The 19,491-nt window shown below is 66.0% G+C and carries 17 protein-coding genes and 1 pseudogene; 4 read left to right on the top strand and 14 right to left on the bottom strand.

Annotation, left to right across the window (positions count from 1 at the left end):
- Positions 1-18: 18 nt before the first annotated feature.
- Together AC3A6P_RS00200 and AC3A6P_RS00195 are read right to left on the bottom strand one after the other, a co-directional pair.
- Entirely contained in the window at positions 19-1,398 is a 1,380-nt protein-coding gene (locus AC3A6P_RS00200) for a DUF2252 domain-containing protein (RefSeq protein ID WP_487686876.1), read from the bottom strand.
- Entirely contained in the window at positions 1,395-2,468 is a 1,074-nt protein-coding gene (locus tag AC3A6P_RS00195) for an LLM class flavin-dependent oxidoreductase (RefSeq protein ID WP_487686874.1), read from the bottom strand. The genes AC3A6P_RS00200 and AC3A6P_RS00195 overlap by 4 nt, the downstream gene beginning before the upstream one ends.
- A 96-nt stretch (positions 2,469-2,564) precedes the next feature.
- Here AC3A6P_RS00195 and AC3A6P_RS00190 point away from each other — a divergent pair, with 96 nt between their 5' ends.
- Positions 2,565-3,035: a MarR family winged helix-turn-helix transcriptional regulator gene (locus tag AC3A6P_RS00190; protein ID WP_487686871.1), complete on the top strand. Its 471-nt coding sequence runs from the start codon at positions 2,565-2,567 to the stop codon at positions 3,033-3,035.
- A gap of 6 nt (positions 3,036-3,041) precedes the next feature.
- Here AC3A6P_RS00190 and AC3A6P_RS00185 read toward each other — a convergent pair whose 3' ends face one another.
- Genes AC3A6P_RS00185 through glnT form a run of 5 tightly spaced genes read right to left on the bottom strand, consistent with a single transcriptional unit; the run spans position 3,042 to position 8,513 of the window.
- Entirely contained in the window at positions 3,042-4,229 is a 1,188-nt protein-coding gene (locus tag AC3A6P_RS00185) for an NAD(P)/FAD-dependent oxidoreductase (RefSeq protein ID WP_487686869.1), read from the bottom strand.
- On the bottom strand, positions 4,222-5,547 hold the full coding sequence (locus tag AC3A6P_RS00180; protein WP_487686866.1) for an FMN-binding glutamate synthase family protein: 1,326 nt from the start codon (positions 5,545-5,547) through the stop codon (positions 4,222-4,224). Before AC3A6P_RS00180 ends, AC3A6P_RS00185 begins: the two co-directional genes overlap by 8 nt.
- A 35-nt stretch (positions 5,548-5,582) precedes the next feature.
- Positions 5,583-6,269 (bottom strand): protein glxC, encoded by a 687-nt coding sequence (locus AC3A6P_RS00175; RefSeq protein ID WP_487686863.1) that lies wholly within the window; start codon positions 6,267-6,269, stop codon positions 5,583-5,585.
- Complete coding sequence (locus tag AC3A6P_RS00170; RefSeq protein ID WP_487686860.1) at positions 6,257-7,156, bottom strand: class II glutamine amidotransferase domain-containing protein; 900 nt, start codon at positions 7,154-7,156, stop codon at positions 6,257-6,259. Before AC3A6P_RS00170 ends, AC3A6P_RS00175 begins: the two co-directional genes overlap by 13 nt.
- A 28-nt stretch (positions 7,157-7,184) precedes the next feature.
- A complete protein-coding gene (gene glnT, locus AC3A6P_RS00165) occupies positions 7,185-8,513 on the bottom strand; it encodes a type III glutamate--ammonia ligase (RefSeq protein WP_487686857.1) in 1,329 nt (442 codons plus the stop codon).
- 370 nt (positions 8,514-8,883) lie between these two features.
- Between glnT and AC3A6P_RS00160 the strand changes: the two genes are divergently transcribed.
- Positions 8,884-10,221 carry an ammonium transporter gene (locus AC3A6P_RS00160; RefSeq protein WP_487686853.1) on the top strand — a complete coding sequence of 446 codons (1,338 nt, stop codon included), beginning with the start codon at positions 8,884-8,886 and terminating at the stop codon, positions 10,219-10,221.
- Positions 10,222-10,440, top strand: coding sequence for a hypothetical protein (locus tag AC3A6P_RS00155; protein ID WP_487686850.1), 219 nt, complete (start codon positions 10,222-10,224; stop codon positions 10,438-10,440).
- A gap of 71 nt (positions 10,441-10,511) precedes the next feature.
- Here AC3A6P_RS00155 and AC3A6P_RS00150 read toward each other — a convergent pair whose 3' ends face one another.
- From AC3A6P_RS00150 to AC3A6P_RS00140, 3 genes are read right to left on the bottom strand one after another with little or no spacing between them, the layout of a single operon-like run.
- The gene (locus AC3A6P_RS00150; protein WP_487688069.1) at positions 10,512-11,495 is read right to left on the bottom strand and encodes a heme-dependent oxidative N-demethylase family protein; all 984 of its coding nucleotides are present in this window, start codon (positions 11,493-11,495) and stop codon (positions 10,512-10,514) included.
- Between the two features lie 34 nt (positions 11,496-11,529).
- Positions 11,530-12,465, bottom strand: a complete 936-nt coding sequence (locus AC3A6P_RS00145; RefSeq protein ID WP_487686847.1) for a PDR/VanB family oxidoreductase — start codon at positions 12,463-12,465, stop codon at positions 11,530-11,532.
- The gene (locus tag AC3A6P_RS00140; RefSeq protein WP_487686845.1) at positions 12,462-13,001 is read right to left on the bottom strand and encodes a dimethylamine monooxygenase subunit DmmA family protein; all 540 of its coding nucleotides are present in this window, start codon (positions 12,999-13,001) and stop codon (positions 12,462-12,464) included. The genes AC3A6P_RS00145 and AC3A6P_RS00140 overlap by 4 nt, the downstream gene beginning before the upstream one ends.
- A 139-nt stretch (positions 13,002-13,140) precedes the next feature.
- Here AC3A6P_RS00140 and AC3A6P_RS00135 point away from each other — a divergent pair, with 139 nt between their 5' ends.
- The gene (locus AC3A6P_RS00135) at positions 13,141-14,289 is read left to right on the top strand and encodes an FAD-dependent oxidoreductase (RefSeq protein WP_487686842.1); all 1,149 of its coding nucleotides are present in this window, start codon (positions 13,141-13,143) and stop codon (positions 14,287-14,289) included.
- An 83-nt stretch (positions 14,290-14,372) separates the two neighbouring features.
- Here the strand turns inward: AC3A6P_RS00135 and AC3A6P_RS00130 are convergent.
- The 4 genes and pseudogenes from AC3A6P_RS00130 to AC3A6P_RS00115 all read right to left on the bottom strand — a co-directional run.
- Positions 14,373-14,606, bottom strand: a pseudogene (locus AC3A6P_RS00130) (transglycosylase family protein); the annotation flags it as partial.
- Positions 14,607-15,738: 1,132 nt separating this feature from the next.
- Complete coding sequence (mobA, locus tag AC3A6P_RS00125; RefSeq protein ID WP_487686840.1) at positions 15,739-16,302, bottom strand: molybdenum cofactor guanylyltransferase; 564 nt, start codon at positions 16,300-16,302, stop codon at positions 15,739-15,741.
- A gap of 10 nt (positions 16,303-16,312) precedes the next feature.
- A complete protein-coding gene (locus AC3A6P_RS00120) occupies positions 16,313-17,404 on the bottom strand; it encodes a 2-oxoacid:ferredoxin oxidoreductase subunit beta (RefSeq protein WP_487686837.1) in 1,092 nt (363 codons plus the stop codon).
- Entirely contained in the window at positions 17,401-19,347 is a 1,947-nt protein-coding gene (locus AC3A6P_RS00115; RefSeq protein WP_487686834.1) for a 2-oxoacid:acceptor oxidoreductase subunit alpha, read from the bottom strand. Before AC3A6P_RS00115 ends, AC3A6P_RS00120 begins: the two co-directional genes overlap by 4 nt.
- Between the last annotated feature and the right edge of the window lie 144 nt (positions 19,348-19,491).

The following is a 19,491-nucleotide window of genomic DNA, read 5'->3' as shown; positions in this document are numbered from 1 at the left end:
ACGCTACCGTGCGCAGCGCTACCACCCTTGTTCGGCGGCCTCGAGTTCCCTGTTTGCGATCGCGGTGCGCAGATCGGCGTGATCAGCGCGCGTCTGCTCGGCGTAGGCGCGGGCATACCGGCGGATACCGTCGGCGAACGCCTCCCCCTTGCCGATGTACCCGGCAATCGCATCGGGGTGCCCGCTGCGGGCGTGCGACTTCGCCAGGGCGTGCCCGCACGCGGCGGCGAACTGGGGCAGATAGCCGGAGATCTGCTTCCCATCGGGGATGACCTTCATGTCCCGGAACTGGCGCACGTAGTAGTCGTTCCCGTCGACGCGCATATGGCCGAGGAAGATGTCGCTGGCCGTCTGCATGAGGCGTTGCCCGACGACCACCCTTTCACCGTGATTCTCGAATTCACTGGGCCCGAGGAACTCTTCGTAGACCGATGCGGTGGCCTGCTTCGCTTGTGAGAACACCGGTTGCCTGCCGCTGTCGCCTTCCAGCAGGTGCAGCCAGACCCGCATCCCGACGCTGCCCACGCCCACGATCTGCCGCACGGAATCGACACGTCGGAACCGCTCGACGAGTCGACGCAAGTGCGCTGGGATCGAGGCGAGGTAGGTGTCGTAGACCTGCTCGTAGGCACGCACCCGCTCCTCGTGGCTCATCCCCTCGTCGATACGCTTCATCGGATCCAGACTGATGCGGCGTTGACCGTTCTCCTCGGAGACGAGCTGCCGAGCCACCCCATGGTGGGTGCGCTTGCGTGACTGCTTTTCGATGTCTCGGCACGCAGCTGCGGCGAACTCCGAGGCCAGCCCCTTCAGCGGTACGTCGGCAGTGATCCGGTCGTACCAGATGTCCAGCTCTCCCATCTGGGCGTAGCGACGCATCGAGGTGCAGTAACCCTCGATCGCCGAGGACGCGGAATCCTCGCCGCATCCGGCCGGCAGCCGTTCGGCGTCCGCCAGCACGTAGATGCTGGTGACGAGCCGCTTCAGATCCCACTCGAAAGGCCCGGGAAGGGTCTCGTCGAAATCACGGGCGTCAAAGAGGAGTTGGCGCTCCGGAGAGGCCCAGAGCCCGAAATTCAGAATGTGCGCGTCACCGCACATCTGCACCGTCAACCCCGAGTGCGGCGCCGCAGCAAGATCGGCCGCCATCACCGCGGCGGCGCCGCGCAGGTAGGTCCATGGTGAGGACGCCATCCGTGCGTACCGCAACGGCAGGAGCGCGGGGTCGCGCACGGCCTCTTGGGCGCGCAGCCGGTCGAGGGCACTCATCTGACGGGCGCCCGCATCCCAGAGCGCCGCGGCCCGGCGCGGTGCCTGCTTGCGCGCACGACGACCGTCGCGGGCGTCAGCGGCGGCGACAGCGGAGGCGCGCACACGTGGGGTCGGGTGGTGGCTCATGCGCTTCGCCCCTCTCGGAGCCGCTCGGACTGCTCGGCCAGGAGCTCGCGGACCCGGGGAATGACCTGGCTGCCGTAGAGCTCGACCGAACGCAGCCGCGCACTGGCCGAGACGGTCCCCGCGGACGAATAGATCATGTCGAACCGGCCCACATCCAGCACCCGGATGGCGCGGGCGATCTTGGTGGCGACCGTCTCGACCGAACCGACGTACAGCGAGCCGTGTTTCACCTCGGAGTCGAACTCCTGCCGGGTGATCGGCGGCCAGCCGCGCAGCGCGCCGATCCGGTCGCGGATCTCCCGGTACCCGGGGTAGAACAGCTCCTCGGCTTCGTCGTCCGTGGCGGCCACGAAGCCGGGCGAGTGCATCCCCACCGGGTATGCGGTGGTGCCGAGTTCCTGACACGCCCGCCGGTACAGGTCGATGTAGGGGACGAAGCGATCAGGCGCACCGCCGATGATGGCGAGCATGAGCCGGAACCCGTACTGGGCGGTGCGAACCACCGACTGCGGTGAACCACCAACTCCCACATAGGTCTTGAGACGCCCGGATTCTGTCTTCGGGTACACGTCCGCGTCGCGCAGCGCGGCCCGGGTGGTGCCCTCCCACGTCACCGGTTTCTCGTCCAGGAGGCGGTGGAACAGGTCGATCTTCTCCTCGAAGAGCACGTCGTAGTCGGCGAGGTCGTACCCGAACAGTGGGAACGACTCGGTGAAGGAGCCTCGCCCGAGGATCACGTCGGCCCGGCCGTTGGACAACGCATCGACGGTGGCGAAACGTTGGAACACGCGCACCGGGTCGTCGGAGGACAGCACCGTCACCCCCGAGGCGAGCCGAATGCGCTTTGTGGCGGTGGCGATTCCCGCCAACACCGTTTCCGGGCTCGAGATCGCGTATTCCGGCCGGTGGTGCTCGCCCAGCGCCACCACATCGATGCCGATCTGGTCGGCCAGGATCGCCTCGCTGACCGCCGCGCGGATCGCCTGCGCCTGCGACATGACCTGCCCCGTGTCGTCGCGGGGCCGGTCGCCGAAGCTGTCGATACCGAACTCGATCTGCGAAACGTCCATCTCGTGCCGTCCTCCGCCACATGTAGTTGACGTGTAAATAGTTGACATATGAATCATGCCCGGCATGATTCATATGTCAACTACTCGGGAGGCCTGATGGACGCTGCGACGGGTCGACGACTGCCCACGAAGGAAGAACTCGCCGTCTGGCGGGCACACATCGAGACTTTCGAGATCGTCCGCGCGCGCATCGAGGCCCGGCTGCACCAGGACTCCCACCTGTCGAGCGGGGATTACCGGGTACTTCTCGCGCTCACCGAGGCGACCGGGCAGACATTGCGGTCATCGGAACTCGCCGCACACATCGAGTGGGAACGTAGCCGCCTGTCCGGCCAACTCGGCCGCATGGAAAAGCGAGGACTGGTACGCCGCGAACCCTGTGCGGAGGACGCCCGCGGCGCACGCGTCGTCCTCACCGACGAGGGCGCGCGCGCATTCCGCGCCAGCACCGTGCCTCACCTCAAGGCGATCAAAGAAGTGTTCGTCGATGCCTTCACACCCGAGCAACTCGCCCAGCTCGGCGAGGCCGCGACGGCCATGCGCCACCACCTGGGCCTCCACCCGTGACCCCGACTAGCGCAGCTGTCCGGCTCCCGAATACGGGTGCGGGCTGGTCAGCTTCTGCCCCTCGGCGAACCGCGACAGGCGGAAATCCGATTCCGGGATCCGCGGGTCGCTGCTCACTCCGTCGACCACCAGGTCGGCCACCAGACGCCCCACCGCGGGTGCGATCTTGAACCCGTGGCCGCTGAAACCGACGGCCAGCACCAGCCCGTCGATCGGAGTACGAGACATCACCGGGTTGAAGTCCGGTGTGACGTCGTAGCATCCGGCGTAGGTCGACGCGACGGCGCCGTCGGCCAGGCCCGGAAACCGGTGCGACAGCTTCTCGACGATGCTCTCCAGGAAGTCACTGTCGGCCCGGTTGCTGTAGGCATCGGGGTCAGCGGTTTCGACGGTCGCCAGATCGCTGTTGCCGAACAGGATCTCACCGCCCACATCGGGGCGGACGTACTGCAGCGACACCAGATCCGAGAACACCGGCAGCGTGGTGACATCACCCGCATCGGCCGGCGGCTTGAGCATCACGATCTGCTCACGCACCACCGTGATCGGCAGGTCGATGTCCAGTGCGGCCAGAAACGACGACGACCACGCACCGGTGGCCAGCACCACGGTGCCGCAGGCGATGAACTCGCCGTCGCGCAACCGGACGCCGCGCACGCGGTCGCCGTCCACCACCACCTCGGCGACGGGCGCGCTCTGGCGGATCTTGACCCCCGCCGCGCGCGCGGTGACGGCGAACGCCTGCGCGGTCATATAGGCGTCGCCGTAGCCGCCACGCGGTTCATAGGCGAAGCCGGCGAAGTCATCGAGATACGCCGTGGGCCAAAGTTCGGCGACCTGCGCATGATCGATCCGCTCGGTCTGCACTCCGACCGCACGCTGCGCGGCCAGGTTGGCGTCGAGGGCGTCGACGTCACCCTCGCCCACGCCCACGACGTAGCCCGTGCTGTGGAATCCGATGGGCTGGCCGAAATATTCGTCGGCGGCCTCGAAGACCTCCAGCCCGTACTGGCTCATCGCAGCCAGCGAGCTGACGCCGTAGTGGCAGCGCACGATGCCGCTGGACTTACCCGTCATACCGGAACCGACGGTCGAGCGCTCCAGAACCAGGACATCGGTGACCCCGCGGCGCGCCAGCGCCCACGCGGTGGCGGCGCCTTCGAGCCCACCGCCGATGATGATGACCTCAGGCATGACCGGGAATCCAGTTCGTGCCGGCCAGCGGGATACGCGCCATGGCGGCGGCTTCGATGGTCAGCGCCACCAGATCCTCCGGTTCGAGATGTTGCACATGCGATTTCCCGCAGGCGCGGGCGATGGTCTGCGCCTCCATGGTGATCACCCGCAGGTAGTTGGCCAACCGGCGGCCGGCCTCGACGGGATCGAGCCGTGCGGACAGTTCCGGGTCCTGGGTGGTGATGCCCGCGGGGTCCCGGCCGTCCTGGAAGTCGTCGTAGTAGCCGGCCGCACTTCCCAGCGCCTCGTACTCATCGTTGTAGCGGGGGTCGTTGTCGCCCAACGCGATCAGTGCTGCGGTGCCGATGGCCACCGCATCGGCACCCAGCGCCAGCGCCTTGGCCACGTCGGCGCCGCTGCGGATGCCACCGGAGACGATCAACTGCACCTCACGGTGGACGCCCAGTTCCTGTAGAGCTTGTACGGCCTGCGGAATGGCCGCCAGTGTCGGGATGCCGACGTGCTCGATGAACACGTCCTGCGTGGCGGCGGTACCGCCCTGCATCCCGTCGACGACGACGACATCGGCGCCGGCGTGTACGGCCAGCTTGACGTCGTAGTACGTCCGGGAGGCGCCCATCTTGACGTAGATGGGCTTCTCCCAGTCGGTGAGCTCCCGGAGTTCGGCGATCTTGATGGTCAGGTCGTCGGGTCCGGTCCAGTCGGGATGCCGGCAGGCGCTGCGCTGATCGATGCCTTCCGGCAGATCGCGCATCTTCGCCACGCGCTCGGTGATCTTCTGCCCCAACAGCATTCCGCCGCCACCGGGCTTGGCGCCCTGTCCGAGCACGATCTCGATGGCGTCGGCCTTGCGCAGGTCGTCCGGGTTCATCCCGTACCGGCTGGGCAGGTACTGGTACACCAGGTTCTTGCTCTGCCCGCGCTCCTCCGGCGTCATGCCGCCGTCACCGGTGGTGGTGGAGGTGCCCGCCTCGCTGGCGCCACGGCCCAGGGCCTCCTTGGCGTTCGCGGACAACGAGCCGAAGCTCATTCCCGCGATGGTGACCGGAATGCTCAGGTGCAGAGGGTGTTTGGCATGCCGGCTGCCGAGCACCACATCGGTGTCGCAGCGTTCCCGGTACCCTTCCAGCGGGTAGCGGGACATGCTGGCGCCCAGGAAGGCCAGGTCGTCGAGATGCGGCAACCGCCGCTTGGCGCCCCACCCACGGATGTCGTAGACACCGGTGGCGGCGGCCCGCTGGATGTCGGCGATGGTGGCGCGATCGAACGTGGCGGATTCGCGCAGACCGCGTTGCACGCGGGCGTCATGACTCATGCCGGTGGTTCTCCTCGAGAGGTCGGTACGGGTTGTCAGTACGTGTTGTCGGAGTGGAAGTGATACAGCGAACGGGCCGACCCGTACCGGGTGTACGTGCTGGTGTCGTCGTCGAACCCGGCTTCTTTCAGCAGGGCGGCCAACTCGGCGTGATGGTCCTCGTTCATGGTCTTGGCCACGCAGTCCGCGCCCAGCGAGGCGACGTCGCCGCGGACGTAGATGCGCGCCTCGTAGAGCGAATCACCCAGCGCGTCACCGACATCGCCGCGGATCACCAGGGTGCCGCTCTGGGCCATGAAGGCGCTCATGTGCCCGGCGTTGCCACCGACGACGATGTTGACACCCTTCATCGAGATACCGCAGCGAGCCGCGGCGTCACCCTCGATGACCAGCAGGCCACCGTGGGCCGTGGCGCCCGCCGACTGTGAGGCGTTGCCTTTGACGACGACGGTGCCGCTCATCATGTTCTCGGCGACGCCCACTCCGGCATTGCCCTCGATGGTGACGTCGGCATGTTTGTTCATGCCCGCCGCGTAGTAGCCGACGTGGCCGGCCACCCGTACCTGGATGGGAGCGTCGATTCCCACGGCCAGGTTGTGCGCGCCGGCGGGGTTCAGTATCGCGAACGAGCCCTCCACACCGTCGTCGTGCAAGGCGGCGTTGACATCTCGCACGCTGGTCTGCGCGATGTCGAAGATCGTTTCGGAAGTCAGCGACTCCATGCGTACACCACCTCGGGTTCGGGTTCGAACAGATGCGCCTGATCGATGCCGGGTAACCCCACCAGGGCGCGGTACTCCGACGCCATGGCCACCCAGTCGTCGGTTTCGGCGACGACGGCGGGCTTGCAGGCGATCGCGTCGCGCACCACCGCAAAGGAGTCGGAATTGGACACCAGAAGTGTGTAGAAGCCGTCGAACTCAGCGCACAACTTCTTCAGCGCCAATTCGACGTCGGCGCCGGAGGCCAGCTGGTGTGCGACGTAGCGGGCACCCACCTCGGTGTCGTTCTCGCTGTCGAACTGCACACCGTCGGCGCGCAGTTCGCGCCGGATGGTGGCGTGGTTGGCGAAGGAACCGTTGTGCACCAGGCATTGATCCGGGCCCACGGCGTACGGATGACATCCCGCGGCGTTGACGGCCGACTCGGTGGCCATCCGGGTGTGCCCGACGCCCTGCCAGCCCTGTGCCTGCGCCAGGCCGTAGCGCTGTGCGAGTTCGCGCGGATGCCCGACGCCCTTGAGCACGGCGACATCCTGGCCGAAGCCGGCGACCAGCGCGGTCGGGACAGCGGCCTTGCACGCCGCGAGCAGCGCGTCGGTGCTCACCGACGCGTGCACCACCAGGGTGTCCGCCAGCGGCAGCACCGTCACCGGGACCGCCAATGCGTGGGTGAGGGTCTCGGCCAGCGAATCCGCCTCGGCCGCATCGACTTCGAGCAGCGACACCGTACTGTGTCCGGCCGGCGACCACGTGGGGTCGCCGTAGACCGCCACCCCGGCTGAGTCCGAGCCGCGCTCCCCCATCTCACACAGCATCCCGGTGAGCAGCTCACCGAGCCGGGGGTAGAGCTCGGGGTTGCGCAGATGCAACCCCACGATTCCGCACATCAGATTTTCTCCTTCTGGAACAAACTGTTCAGAACGCTTGCAGGTACCGCTCGATCTCCCATGGGGTCACTTCGCGGTGCCAGGTGAAGAACTCGTCTCGTTTGAGGTTCGCGAAGTACGCGCCGACACCCTCACCGGCCCCGTCGAGCGCACTCATCACCACATCGTCGGCCTCCAGCGCTTCGACCGCGTGCAGCAGGGTCAACGGAAGTGGTTGCAGCCGTTCGGTGGTCGAGGCACCCGGCTCACCCGGATCCAGGTTGCGCTTGATGCCGTCCAGACCGGCACCCAGGGCAGCAGCGATGGCCAGGTACGGGTTGGCCGAGCCGTCCGGGCCGCGCAGTTCGATGCGCTGATCGTCGGGCACGCGGACATAGTGGGTGCGGTCGTTACCGCCGTAGGTCGGCGTGCGCGGCGCCCAACTGGCTCCGGAGGTGGTCGAGATCGCGCCGGTGCGTTTGTAGGCGTTCACGGTGGGTGCGACGACCGCCTGCAGCGCGCAGGCATGTTCGAGGATGCCGCCCAGGAAGTTGTAGGCCACCGGTGAAAGGCCCAGCCCCCGGGTGTCTGGCGCGTCAGCAGACGCGGGAAAGACCGCTTCGCCCTTGCTGCGCAACGACAGGTGCATGTGCATCCCGCTGCCGGTGCGGTCACTGAACGGCTTGCCCATGAAGGTGGCGATCATGCCGCGCTGCTCGGCGAGCATGGTCAGCAGATAACGCAGGGTGATCACGCGGTCTGCGGTGGTCAGGGCGTCGGAGTAAGTGAAGTTCTGCTCGAACTGCCCGTTGCCGTCCTCGTGGTCGTTGGCGTAGTTGCCCCAGCCCAACGAGTTCATCGCCGAGGAGATGCCGGCAAGGTGGTCGAACATCCGGGTGACGCCGCGAGCGTCGTAACACGGTTGATCCGCGTTGTCCCCGGGGTCGGCGGTCTTCAGTGTTCCGTCGGCGTCGCGGCGGAGAAGGAAGTACTCCACCTCGGCGCCCACGAAGGCCTCGAGATCGCTGTCGCCGGCGCGCTGCAGCATCGACTTCAAGATGACGCGCGGCGCGAACGGCCACGGCTTGCCTTCGACATGCGGATCGCAGTGCACGATCGCCAGACCCTCTTTGATGAACGGGATCGGGGTGAACGAGGCGGGGTCCGGAATGGCCATCAGGTCAGGGTCTTTGGGTTCCTGCCCCATGGCGCCCACGGCGTAGCCGGCGAACCCGACGCCCTCGTTGACCAGTTGATCGACGGCCTCGACCGGTACGAGCTTGGCGCAGGGCTTGCCGCGCAGATCGACGAACAGCGCGAGGAGAAAACGGGTGTTGCTGTCTTTCGCTGCCTGCGCCAGGTCCGTGGGAGCTGCCATCTCGCACGCCTCTTCTCTGATGTCTAGGGGAGTTTCTTCACAGTGGATAATGTACACCAAAGGTAAACACGGGTTTGTTGCAGGCACGTGTCGTCCCCGTGAGCATTCGGTCTCGCGGCACAGGTCGGAGGTCATGGCCACGGCGGTCTCGGCTCGACGGGAACGCCCGCGGCGCGAAGTCGTTCGGGCCGAACATGATCCGAGAGCAGCGGGGGCCGGACTCAACGCCGACCGAGGACTTCACCGCAAATTAACGCGCAGTGACCGCCGGGACACACACCCACAGCTAGCGTCAAGCCTCGTAAACCCGCAGTACCCCCCGAACACTGTGGAGAAACCACAGCCGTTCGCCTAGACGTGGAGGTTTCCCTTGACACCAGAAGTCGAGGACGCATTGACGACCATGGCTGCGGTCAACAATGAGTTCTTTTACTGGATGTCCATCGCGGTCATGATGCTCATCCACGCCGGCTTCCTCGCTTACGAGGTCGGTGCGTCGCGCTCCAAGAACGTGCTCGCGACGGCCATGAAGAACCTGTTGGCATTGGCGACCATCATCGCTTCCTTCTTTTTTGTCGGCTGGTTCCTCTACAACGCCATGCCGAGCGGCTTCATCGAGATGACCGATGCCGCCAAGGCAGCGCTGCCGTGGAGCGACAACATGGGCCCCAATACGGCCGACTCCGCCAGCGGTATCTTCTGGGGTGCCTTTGCCCTGTTCGCCGCGACCACCGGATCGATCATGTCCGGCGCCGTCCTGGAACGTATCCGCACCAGCGCCTTCCTGATCCTGACCGTCCTCGTCGGGTCGGTTGTCTGGATCATCGGCGCGGCCTGGGGCTGGCACGGCGCAGGCTGGATGCTCACCCAGCTCGGCTTCCACGACGTCGGCGCCGCCGGCTGCGTCCACATGATCGCGGGCTTCGCCACCCTGGGCATCCTGATCAACCTCGGCCCGCGCATCGGCCGGTTCGCGCCCGACGGCACCGCTGTCACCATCCGCCCGCACAACCTGCCGCTCACCATGCTCGGCCTGATGCTGATCTTCGCCGGCTTCTTCGGTTTCCTGATGGGCTGCGTGATCTACAGCGGTACGGGCTACGCCACCATCTACGGCAGCCCGACCACGTTGTCCGCCTTCGCCTTCAACGCCCTGATGGGCCTTGCCGGCGGCATCATCGGCACGTACATCACCTCCCGCGGTGAGCCGTTCTGGACCATCTCCGGCGGCCTCGCCGGAATCATCGGTATCGCCTCCGGCATGGACCTCTACCACCCCGCCCTGGCGTTCGTCATCGCCCTGGTGGCAGGCGCGCTGATCCCGTTCATCGGCAAGTTGATCGAGCGCTTCAAGATCGACGATGTGGTGGGTGCGGTCACCGTCCACGGCGGTATCGGCCTGTACTCGGTGTTGATGGCAGGCGTCTTCTTGGCCGGCTACCCCAACACCGACGGAAATCCGTCGATCTCGTTCTGGGGCCAGGCCGTCGGCGCAGCGGTGTTCGCGATACTGGGCTTCCTTCCGACGTATCTCGTCTCACTGGTGCTGAAAAAGGCGGGCCTGCTACGCATCCCACCGGAGGTCGAACTGCAGGGTCTGGACCTCACCGAGGTTCCGGCCACCCCGTACCCCGAGGGCATCCCCGTCACCACCATGAAGCCCAGCAGTGGCACCGCGGTGCTCGGAGCCGGTGAGGGGGTGAAATAAATGTTCAGTCCCATCGACAGCTACGACGAACTCGGCCCGGTCTTCACGTTCGGCGGTAACTCTCTCGGTGTGTGGATCTTCTTCATCCTCGCCGTTGTGCTCTTCATCGGGTTCTTCGTCCGCATGATCCAGCACGAGAACCACGCCTACAAAGCGATCATCGAGCACAAGCCGATCGAGGCGGGTCCCGCCGCCGAAGGCGAACCGCCCGTCTACTGATTCTGCTGCCGCTCAACAGGAAAGGGCCGGTCACCGCAAGGTGACCGGCCCTTCTCACTGGCCCACAGAATCTAGCTGGGCCCGCGGGAGCGCAGCCACTGCACCGCACGATCGCGGTAGGAGATGATCCCCTTGTAGTCGGCCATGTCGTCCGGCAGCTCGGCCAGCACCATCGCGGCGCGCTCGCGCCAGGGCTCGAACGTCGCCAGATCCGCCAACGGCAGCATGTACGTGCGGATCAGGAAACAGATGGCTCCCGACTCCGGCAGCCGAATGAGGTGCTGCACTTCGACCCGCAGATGCACCAGCCGCCCGAAGGTCTCGTCGTCGACGGTGCCCACCATCGGACGATCCGGGCCCCATTCGTGATACAGCTCGGTCGAGACGTCGAGCCGTCGCCCGATCGTCATCGACCAATTGGTGCGACGGTAGGTCTCGTTGGGTTGCAAGCGCATCAGGAACTCCCGCGCCCGGGTGATCACACCGGTTTCGCGCAACCGCGGTACCGGGCCGTGAATCTCCAGGAACGTCATCCCCACGTCGAACCCGAACGACCAGTCCGCGGCGAAGGTCACCACGCCGGCGTCGCCGAACAGGTCACCGTCACGCTGATCGAGCAGCACGATGTCCTCTTGAACCTGAGAAGCGATGTACGCCAACGGTTCAGCGGGCAATGTCGACTCATCACCCACCACGAACCGGACGTCGATGCCCAGCCTGCGGTTCTGCCAGTGCCAGGTGGTGCCGTCGTGTGTCAGCGACATCGACTCCGGATACGCCGTGGCCATCTCCGTCATCATGGCCAGCATGACGTCCCAGCACGCGGTCCGCATGTGTGGCAGCACCGCGTAGCGACTGGGGTCGCTCGCGAGAATGCGCGACCGTTCGGCGAGCTCGTGTTCGTATTCGCTGTCGATGTCGATCACCCGCGCGCCCCACTGACCGGCTGGGGTCACGACGGCACTACCTGCGGGCTCGACGTTGGTGCTGTACCGGTAGGTTTCGGCAGGGAACGGAAAAGGGAAGGTGCGCACCAGATCCGGCGCGGAGATCAGCTCGGGCAGGACGGTCACGTGCAGGTTCCTCCGATCACAGGGACAGTTCAATGCGGCCACCGGCGGCTCGCGACACACAACTCATCATCGAGTCGCAGGCCGCTTTGTCAGCGTCGCTGAGATACAGGTCGCGATGCAGGATCTCGCCGCTGGACACCGGCACGCGGCACTCACCGCACACTCCCTGCCGGCACAGGTTGGGGATGTCATGGCCGCGCGCTTCGAGCGCTTCCAGCAGTGAAACACCCGAGTCGACGACAAACGCCTCGCCGGTACCGGAGACCACCACTTCGAACGGTTCTCCGGGGTCAAGAGCGTCGATGCCGAAGCGTTCCAGGTGAATCCGGCTGGGCGGCCACCCCAGCGCCGCCGCCGCGGACACCACATCGTCCATGAACGACGCGGGGCCGCACACGTACAGATGCGCACCGAACGGCTGCGAGGCGAGCGCCGGCCTCAGATCGGTCAGGAACGAGGCGCGCTCGGTGTACATCTGCGCGTCGTCGGTCAAGGATTTCACCTCCTCGACGTAGGCGCCCCGGCCCTCGCGGTGCAGGTACAGCACCTGCACCTCCCGGCCCCACCGTTGAGCACTGCGCAGGTGCGAGATCATCGGCGTGATCCCGATGCCGGCGGCGATCAGCAGATGCCGGCGAGCGCGCAGCACCGGCGCAAAGGCACTACGGGGCGGGCGGGTGACGACGCTGTCCCCGACCGCCAGTTCGTGGTGGATCCAGCGGGAACCGCCTGCACCGGTGGGACATTCCAAGACAGACACGACATACTCACGCGGCGCCACGCTGTCCGAGGTGAGGGAGTACGCGTTGGCGGTGTTCCCGCACTCGATGACAATGTGGCTACCCGGGGTGAACGACGGCAGCACCGCGCCGTCGGGACGCGCCAGGGTCACGGTGCGGACCCCGGGAACACCATCGTCGATGGCGCGGACCACGAGTTCGAGAGTGCTCATGAGGCCACCGATTCGGCGTCCACCATGAAACCCAGGTGAGCGCCCTTCAAGCGTGAAACATGGTAGTAAACAAGCAGATTACGTCCGCAGCCGACGCACGGCACAACCCCTTCCATGGCCACATCGGTCCGGGTGCGCGTGCTGCAGTGCACACAGATCACGTCGCGGGCCTGCACCGTGGTGCTGGCCACCACCATCTCGTCATCGGCGACGCCGCACCTCAAGGCATGCGCGCGTAGTCGCAGGCAGACATCGGCGGGGCCGGCCACCATCAGCCGCCACCCGACCAACGCCTCGGCGAGGTCCGCGGAGACCGCGTCCGCGGCGGCGGCGTCGGCGTCGACCGCCAAGGTGTGCACGGTGAGGCCGGCGTCGGGACGGTGTGCGGTGATCTGCGTGGTCCAGTCGGCCACCACCACTTCGGCGTCGGGACCGAAGCTGACCAGCGACCAGTATCGTCCGGTCAGGTCGGCTTCGGGTTTTTGAACGGTGGCGGCCCAGGCCGGCACGCTGGTCAGTTCCAGATCGGGTTTCATCGGCCCTTCCGTCACGGATACGGGGTGGATATAACAGCGGTAGACCTTGTTCCCTGTCAGGAAATCATCGCTGCGTTTCGTCGGTGTGAATCCGACGTCTCCACCGCTTGACGAATTGCGGCGTCGGTACGTTCTACCCGTGAGCGAACAGTTCGTCGTCGTGGGTGCGGGGATCGCCGGATTGGCCACCGCAGCAGCACTTCAGCGCCGCGGATACCGCGTGACGGTGATCGAAGAACGACAGGACACCTCGCTCGGGGCGGGCATCAGCATCTGGCCCAACGCGTTGGCGGCACTCGACGAGATCGGGCTCGGCGACGCCGTGCGAGCGGCAGGGGGCCGGATCACCGCCGGAGCGATGAGGTGGCACGACGGCTCGTGGTTACGCCGCCCGTCGCCCGAGCGCCTGGTGAAGGCGCTGGGCGAGCCGCTCGTCGTGGTGCAACGAGCAGCGTTGCGCGACATTCTCGCCGGAGCACTGACGGCGGGCACCGTTCGTTACGGCATGGCCGTCACCGGAGTGCTCGCCACCGCCGACGGGGTGCGGCTGACGCTGGCGGACAACACCGACGTCCACGCCGAGGCGGTGATCGGCGCCGATGGCACTCATTCGGTGGTGGCGCGGCACCTCAACGGCGGCCTGGCGAATCGTTACGCCGGTTACACCGCGTGGCGCGGTATCGCCACCTACTCTTTGGACCCCGCCCTGGCAGGCGAGACGTTGGCGCCGGGTGCGGAGGTGGGACATGTGCCGCTGGGAGACGAGCTGACGTATTGGTTCGCCACGGAACGCGCCCCGGAGGGACAGCGCTCCCCCGGCGGCGAGCTGGCCTATCTGCGGGAGAAATTCCGCGGGTGGGCGGATCCGGTTCCCTCGATCCTCGCTGCCACCGAGGCCGGCGCTGTGTTGCGCAACGACCTGTATGACCGCGCACCGGCACGGCAATGGGCGCGCGGGCCGATCGTGATCGTGGGTGACGCGGCCCACCCGATGCGCCCGCATCTGGGCCAGGGTGGCTGCCAGGCGCTGGAAGACGCTGCCGTCCTGGCGCACCTGGTGAGCGGGTCAGCTGATGTCCCGACGGCCTTCGCGGCCTTCGCCGCAGTGCGCAAGCGTCGCACCGCGCCGCTGGTGCGGGAATCCGCCACCATCGGCAGGATCGTCAACCTGCGACCGGCGGTCTTGAGTGCGCTGGCCAGCCGGGCCTCGGCACTGGTGCCCGAACCGGTCCTGACCCGGCATCTGAGCGCCGTCGCCGCACGGTCGGCGTTTCGGCTGCCTCATTGAAATCACACCGTGAAAAAAAGACGCCGACGGTGCCGGGCAGAACGCCCGGCACCGTCGACTCGTCAGGTTGTTCCGATCGCGTACTAGCCGCGGCCGCCGCACACCGGCCATGCGCCGATGCCCTGGCTCTGCAGCACGTTCTCCGCGACGCGGATCTGCTCCTCGCGGGTGGCAGTGTGCGGCGAGCCGTTGCCGCCGTTGGACTGCCAGGTACCCATGGTGAACTGCAGGCCACCGTAGTAGCCGTTTCCGGTGTTGATCGACCAGTTACCGCCAGACTCGCAGGCTGCCACGGCATCCCAGTTCACGCTGTCCGCGTTGGCGGTGCCCGCGCTGAGTGCCATCGGGGCCGCAACCAGCGCCCCACCGATCACAGCCATGGTGAGCTTCTTGCGGAGGTTGTACAACATCGTTCCTTTCGCCACGCGCGCGCCATTGCCACACCCACCATCAGGTGGGTGTGCTGGTCTCGTGAGGACCGCGGCTCATCGGGTCATGCCGTCTCGGTCAGACATGACAGGGGAGGCATCATCGGCCCGCCGGCTTCTGCTCGACGGAGGCTGGGCCTGGTTTCGACCCCGCCACTCCCACTCACACGCAGGTTTCGTGGTTATGTGAAATTGTCAGCTCCCTTTCGGGACAAAATGGACCGTACGGGGAGATCGACCGGTAGTCACATCGCCGACGCGCTTATCTCAGTTTGATAACGGACAGATCACGGCAAAACCTTAGAAGAGTCTGTGCAGGTCATCGCAGCAATTGCCCGCTGTACCCGATCGGAATGGATTCATTTCGAAAGTGACCTATCTCACGTCCTTTTTGTGAACCACGCCACAGATTGTGCCTGGTTTCAAAGCTCTTGCGCCAGCGACAAATTGGTTGTTGTTACCGCTGTGACGCAAGTGGACGTTGGGTCCCTCCCAACCGGAAAGCCATCGCGAGCAACGGTTTTGCTAGGACAGTCACCTCGCCGCTGTTCGGATAGTGACGCCGATTTACCCGAAAGACACTGCTGTACAGGACTTTACGTATATCACTGACGGTTAGCGAGACTCACCCTGGAATCCCGGATGGGTCTGCACCGATGAAGCGGCTTTGAACCGTGCCGATGCGTACCGAGGTCTGAAACTGCTGTGACAGAACATTATTGATGTGATGCCCAGCCTCGACGCAGACGGCAACGACAGGCTTGCGCCGATACGGTCGAACGCGCACCGGAAATCATGGAGATGCCATTTTCGAAGCCAGAAACTCCGCGATTCCAGCTAACTTTGCCGGAACGCGGGTGAATGAACCACAGATAGGGTCCGATTCGGCCAAATCGGTTGCTGCACATGCTTTCTCACGCGACCGGCGCCGCGACACCCCAGGCCCCCGTTGTTACGGGGCGAAACATGATCAGGGGGTTTAACTAAATTGTGCCGACAGGTGAGGATTTGCTGTGCACATTCAGTGCAGGTCAGCCGCAGTATTGATATTTGCGAGTGCCGGCTGTTCCGGCAGCACGATGCGCTGGGTGTTCACAGTGTCGACCAGCGCGCGCATGCTGCGCTCCCCCGCGGCGATCAACCCTTCGATGCGGTCAGACAAGCCGGTCTGGTAGATACCGGCCAGGTAGTGGTCCCGCCCGTCCCAGGGCAGGATCACGTCGGCACCGGTGTGGCTTGCCAGCTCGTCGATCAACTCGACGGTCATCAGCGGCATGTCCACCGCACACACAAAAGCCCGCTCGGCACCTGCGTCCGCGGCCGCGCGCAGACCGCGACCCGTGGCCAGCAGCGGACCGACACCGCGCACCTCGTCTCGCAACACCGTCGCAGGCAGCTCCGGCAGCGCCTGACCGGGCGCGGCGATGACGAACACCGGGTCGCAGCGCGCGGACAGCGTCGCCACCACGTATTCGACCATCGGCTTCGGTCCGCCGGGTCCGTCGAAGATGACGGTGGCCTTGTCGCGCCCCATCCGCCGCGACGCCCCACCCGCCAGCACGACACCGGCCAGCGGAGGGGACATGCGCCTCAGATTAGTCGACGGTCCAGGTGTCGCGGCCCCGAAGCAGCGACTGAAGTGCGGCGGTGTCGTGCGGGATGGTCTCCCGTGCGGTGGCCACCTGGTGACGCGCGGCGTCGTTGTACGTCGGCCGCTGCACCTGACGGAAAATCCCCATCACGGTGTGCTCGAGGTTCTGATCGCTCAGGCGTGACAACGCAAAGGAGTACGACGGGTCGTTGAGCGACGGGTCGTGGACCACGATCTCCTCGCCCGCGACGTCTGCGGTCTTGGCCACTTCGAGCCCGAACCCGCTGCGCACCACGCAGTATTCGTCGTTGGCACCGAAGGTCACGGGTTCACCCGGCTTCACGCGGATGACGCGCTCCTCGGCGCCTTCCTTGCGCAGCAGGTCGAAGGAACCGTCGTTGAAGATCGGGCAGTCCTGCAGGATCTCCACCAGGGCGGCGCCACGGTGTTCGGCGGCTGCCCGCAACACCTCGGTGAGCCCGGCGCGGTCGGAGTCCAAGGCGCGTCCGACGAAGGTGGCCTCGGCACCCAGGGCCAGCGACACCGGGTTGAACGGGTGGTCCAGCGAGCCCATGGGCGTCGACTTGGTGACCTTGCCGACCTCCGACGTCGGCGAGTACTGCCCCTTGGTCAGGCCGTAGATCCGGTTGTTGAACAGCAGGATCGTGATGTTCATGTTGCGGCGCAGCGCGTGGATCAGGTGGTTACCACCGATGGACAGCGCGTCACCGTCACCGGTGACCACCCAGACCGACAGATCGTCGCGAGCCAGCGACAGGCCGGTCGCGATCGACGGCGCGCGGCCGTGGATGGAGTGCAGACCGTAGGTCTCCAGGTAGTACGGGAACCGGCTGGAGCAGCCGATGCCACTGACGAACACCATGTTCTCGCGCCGCAGCCCGAGCTCCGGCAGGAAGTTGCGAATGGTGTTGAGGATGACGTAGTCACCGCACCCGGGGCACCAGCGCACCTCCTGGTCGCTGGTGAAGTCCTTGCCCTTCATCGGCGTGTCGGTGGTGGGGACGCCGCTGGTCTTGGACAGCCCGGGCGTCAGGCCCAGATCGAGGCCGTTGAGGCTTCCCATCAGGTCAGTCATGAGTCTGCTCCTACACCAGTCGCGGCCGGCTCTTGGATGACAGCGGCCAGTCGAGCGAGTTTGGCCTTGTCACTTTCCTTCTCGGCCAGCGTTCCGTCGAGTGCGGAATCGATGACCCCTTCGAGTTCGTCGGCCAGGAACGCCATGCCCTGCACCTTCGTCACCGACTGCACGTCGACCAGGAATCGGCCGCGCAGCAGCAACGCCAGCTGACCGAGGTTCATCTCGGGCGCCACGACCTTGGGGTACCGCCGCAGCACCTCTTCGAGGTTGGCCGGGAACGGGTTGAGGTACTGCAGGTGAGCGTGCGCCACCTTGATGCCCTTGCGCCGGGCGCGACGGCACGCCTCGCCGATGGGACCGTAGGAGCTGCCCCAGCCCAGCAGCAGCAGTTCGGCGTCGCCGGTGGGGTCGTCGACCTGCAGATCGGGTACCTCGATGCCGGCGATCTTCTCCTGCCGCAGGCGCACCATCAGATCGTGGTTGGCGGGGTCGTAGGAGATGTTGCCCGAACCGTTGGCCGACTCCAGACCACCGATACGGTGCTCCAGACCCGGGGTGCCCGGGATGGCGAACTGGCGGGCCAGCGTCTGCGGATCACGGGCGTACGGCTGGAACGGCTCACCCTCCGCGACGAAAGCGTGCGCGATCTTCGGGTAGCTCGCGATGTCGGGGATGCGCCACGGCTCACTGCCGTTGGCGATGGCGCCATCGGACAGCACGATCACCGGGGTGTGGTACTTGATGGCGATCCGCACCGCTTCCACGGCGATGTCGAAGCAGTCCGACGGGGAGCGCGGCGCCAAGACCGCGACCGGCGATTCGCCGTTACGGCCGAACATGGCCTGCAGCAGGTCGGCCTGTTCGGTCTTGGTGGGCAGACCGGTGGACGGGCCGCCGCGCTGGACGTCGATGATCACCAGCGGCAGCTCGGTCATCACCGCCAGGCCGATGGCCTCGGACTTCAGCGAGATGCCGGGGCCGGAGGTGGTGGTGACACCCAGTGCGCCGCCGTAGGACGCGCCGATGGCCGATCCGATGCCGGCGATCTCGTCCTCGGCCTGGAAGGTCAGGACGTTGAAGTTCTTGTGCTTGGACAGCTCGTGCAGGATGTCCGACGCCGGGGTGATCGGATAGCTGCCCAGCATCACCTGCAGGTCGGCCAGGTGCCCGGCGGCCACCAGACCGTAGGCCAGCGCGGTGTTGCCGGAGATCTGGCGGTACTCACCCGACTTGAGCTTGGCCGGGGACACCTCATAGGTGGTGGCGAAGGCCTCGGTGGTCTCGCCGTAGTTCCAGCCGGCCTTGAGCGCCAGCACGTTGGCTTCGGCGACATCGGGCTTGCGGGCGAACTTCTCCCGGATGAAGGTCTCGCTGGTCTCGATGGGCCTGCCGTACATCCAGGACAGCAACCCGAGCGCGAACATGTTCTTGGCGCGCTGGCCGTCCTTCTTGGAGGCGCCGATGGCCTCGACAGCGCCCAAGGTCAACGACGTCATCGCGACGGCCTGGACGTTGTAGTCGGAGAGTTCGTCGTTCTCCAGCGGGTTGGCGTCGTAGCCGACCTTGGCGAGGTTGCGCTTGGTGAACTCGTCGGAGTTGGCGATCACCAGGCCGCCGCGCGGCAGGTCGCCGATGTTGGCCTTCAGCGCCGCCGGGTTCATGGCGACAAGAACATCGGGCCGGTCGCCGGCGGTCAGGATGTCGTAATCGGCGATCTGGATCTGGAACGACGAGACACCCGGCAGCGTGCCCTGTGGCGCCCGGATCTCAGCCGGATAGTTGGGCTGAGTAGCCAGGTCGTTGCCGAAGAGCGCGGCCTCGGAAGTGAAACGGTCGCCCGTGAGCTGCATACCGTCGCCGGAGTCACCCGCGAAGCGGATGACCACCTTCTCCAGTTTTTCCCGAGGGTGCGACTTGGTTCCGTTGTCGGTCGGACCCACGTCTTTCGCCTTTCGCCGGTGAACAAAATGTGAGTACTGCTGCGACTCCTGATAGGGCGTACCCCGGCGCTGTCCGAAGGAACGCACCGTCGGGTTTTCACCCATCAGAGTTTGATGTCACTCGTAGTACCGATTATTGCACTT

It is taken from the genome of Mycobacterium sp. Soil_C_30 (genome assembly GCF_057656995.1).
Note: the sequence above shows the minus strand (reverse complement) of the source record. Positions and strands in the feature narration are given on the sequence as shown.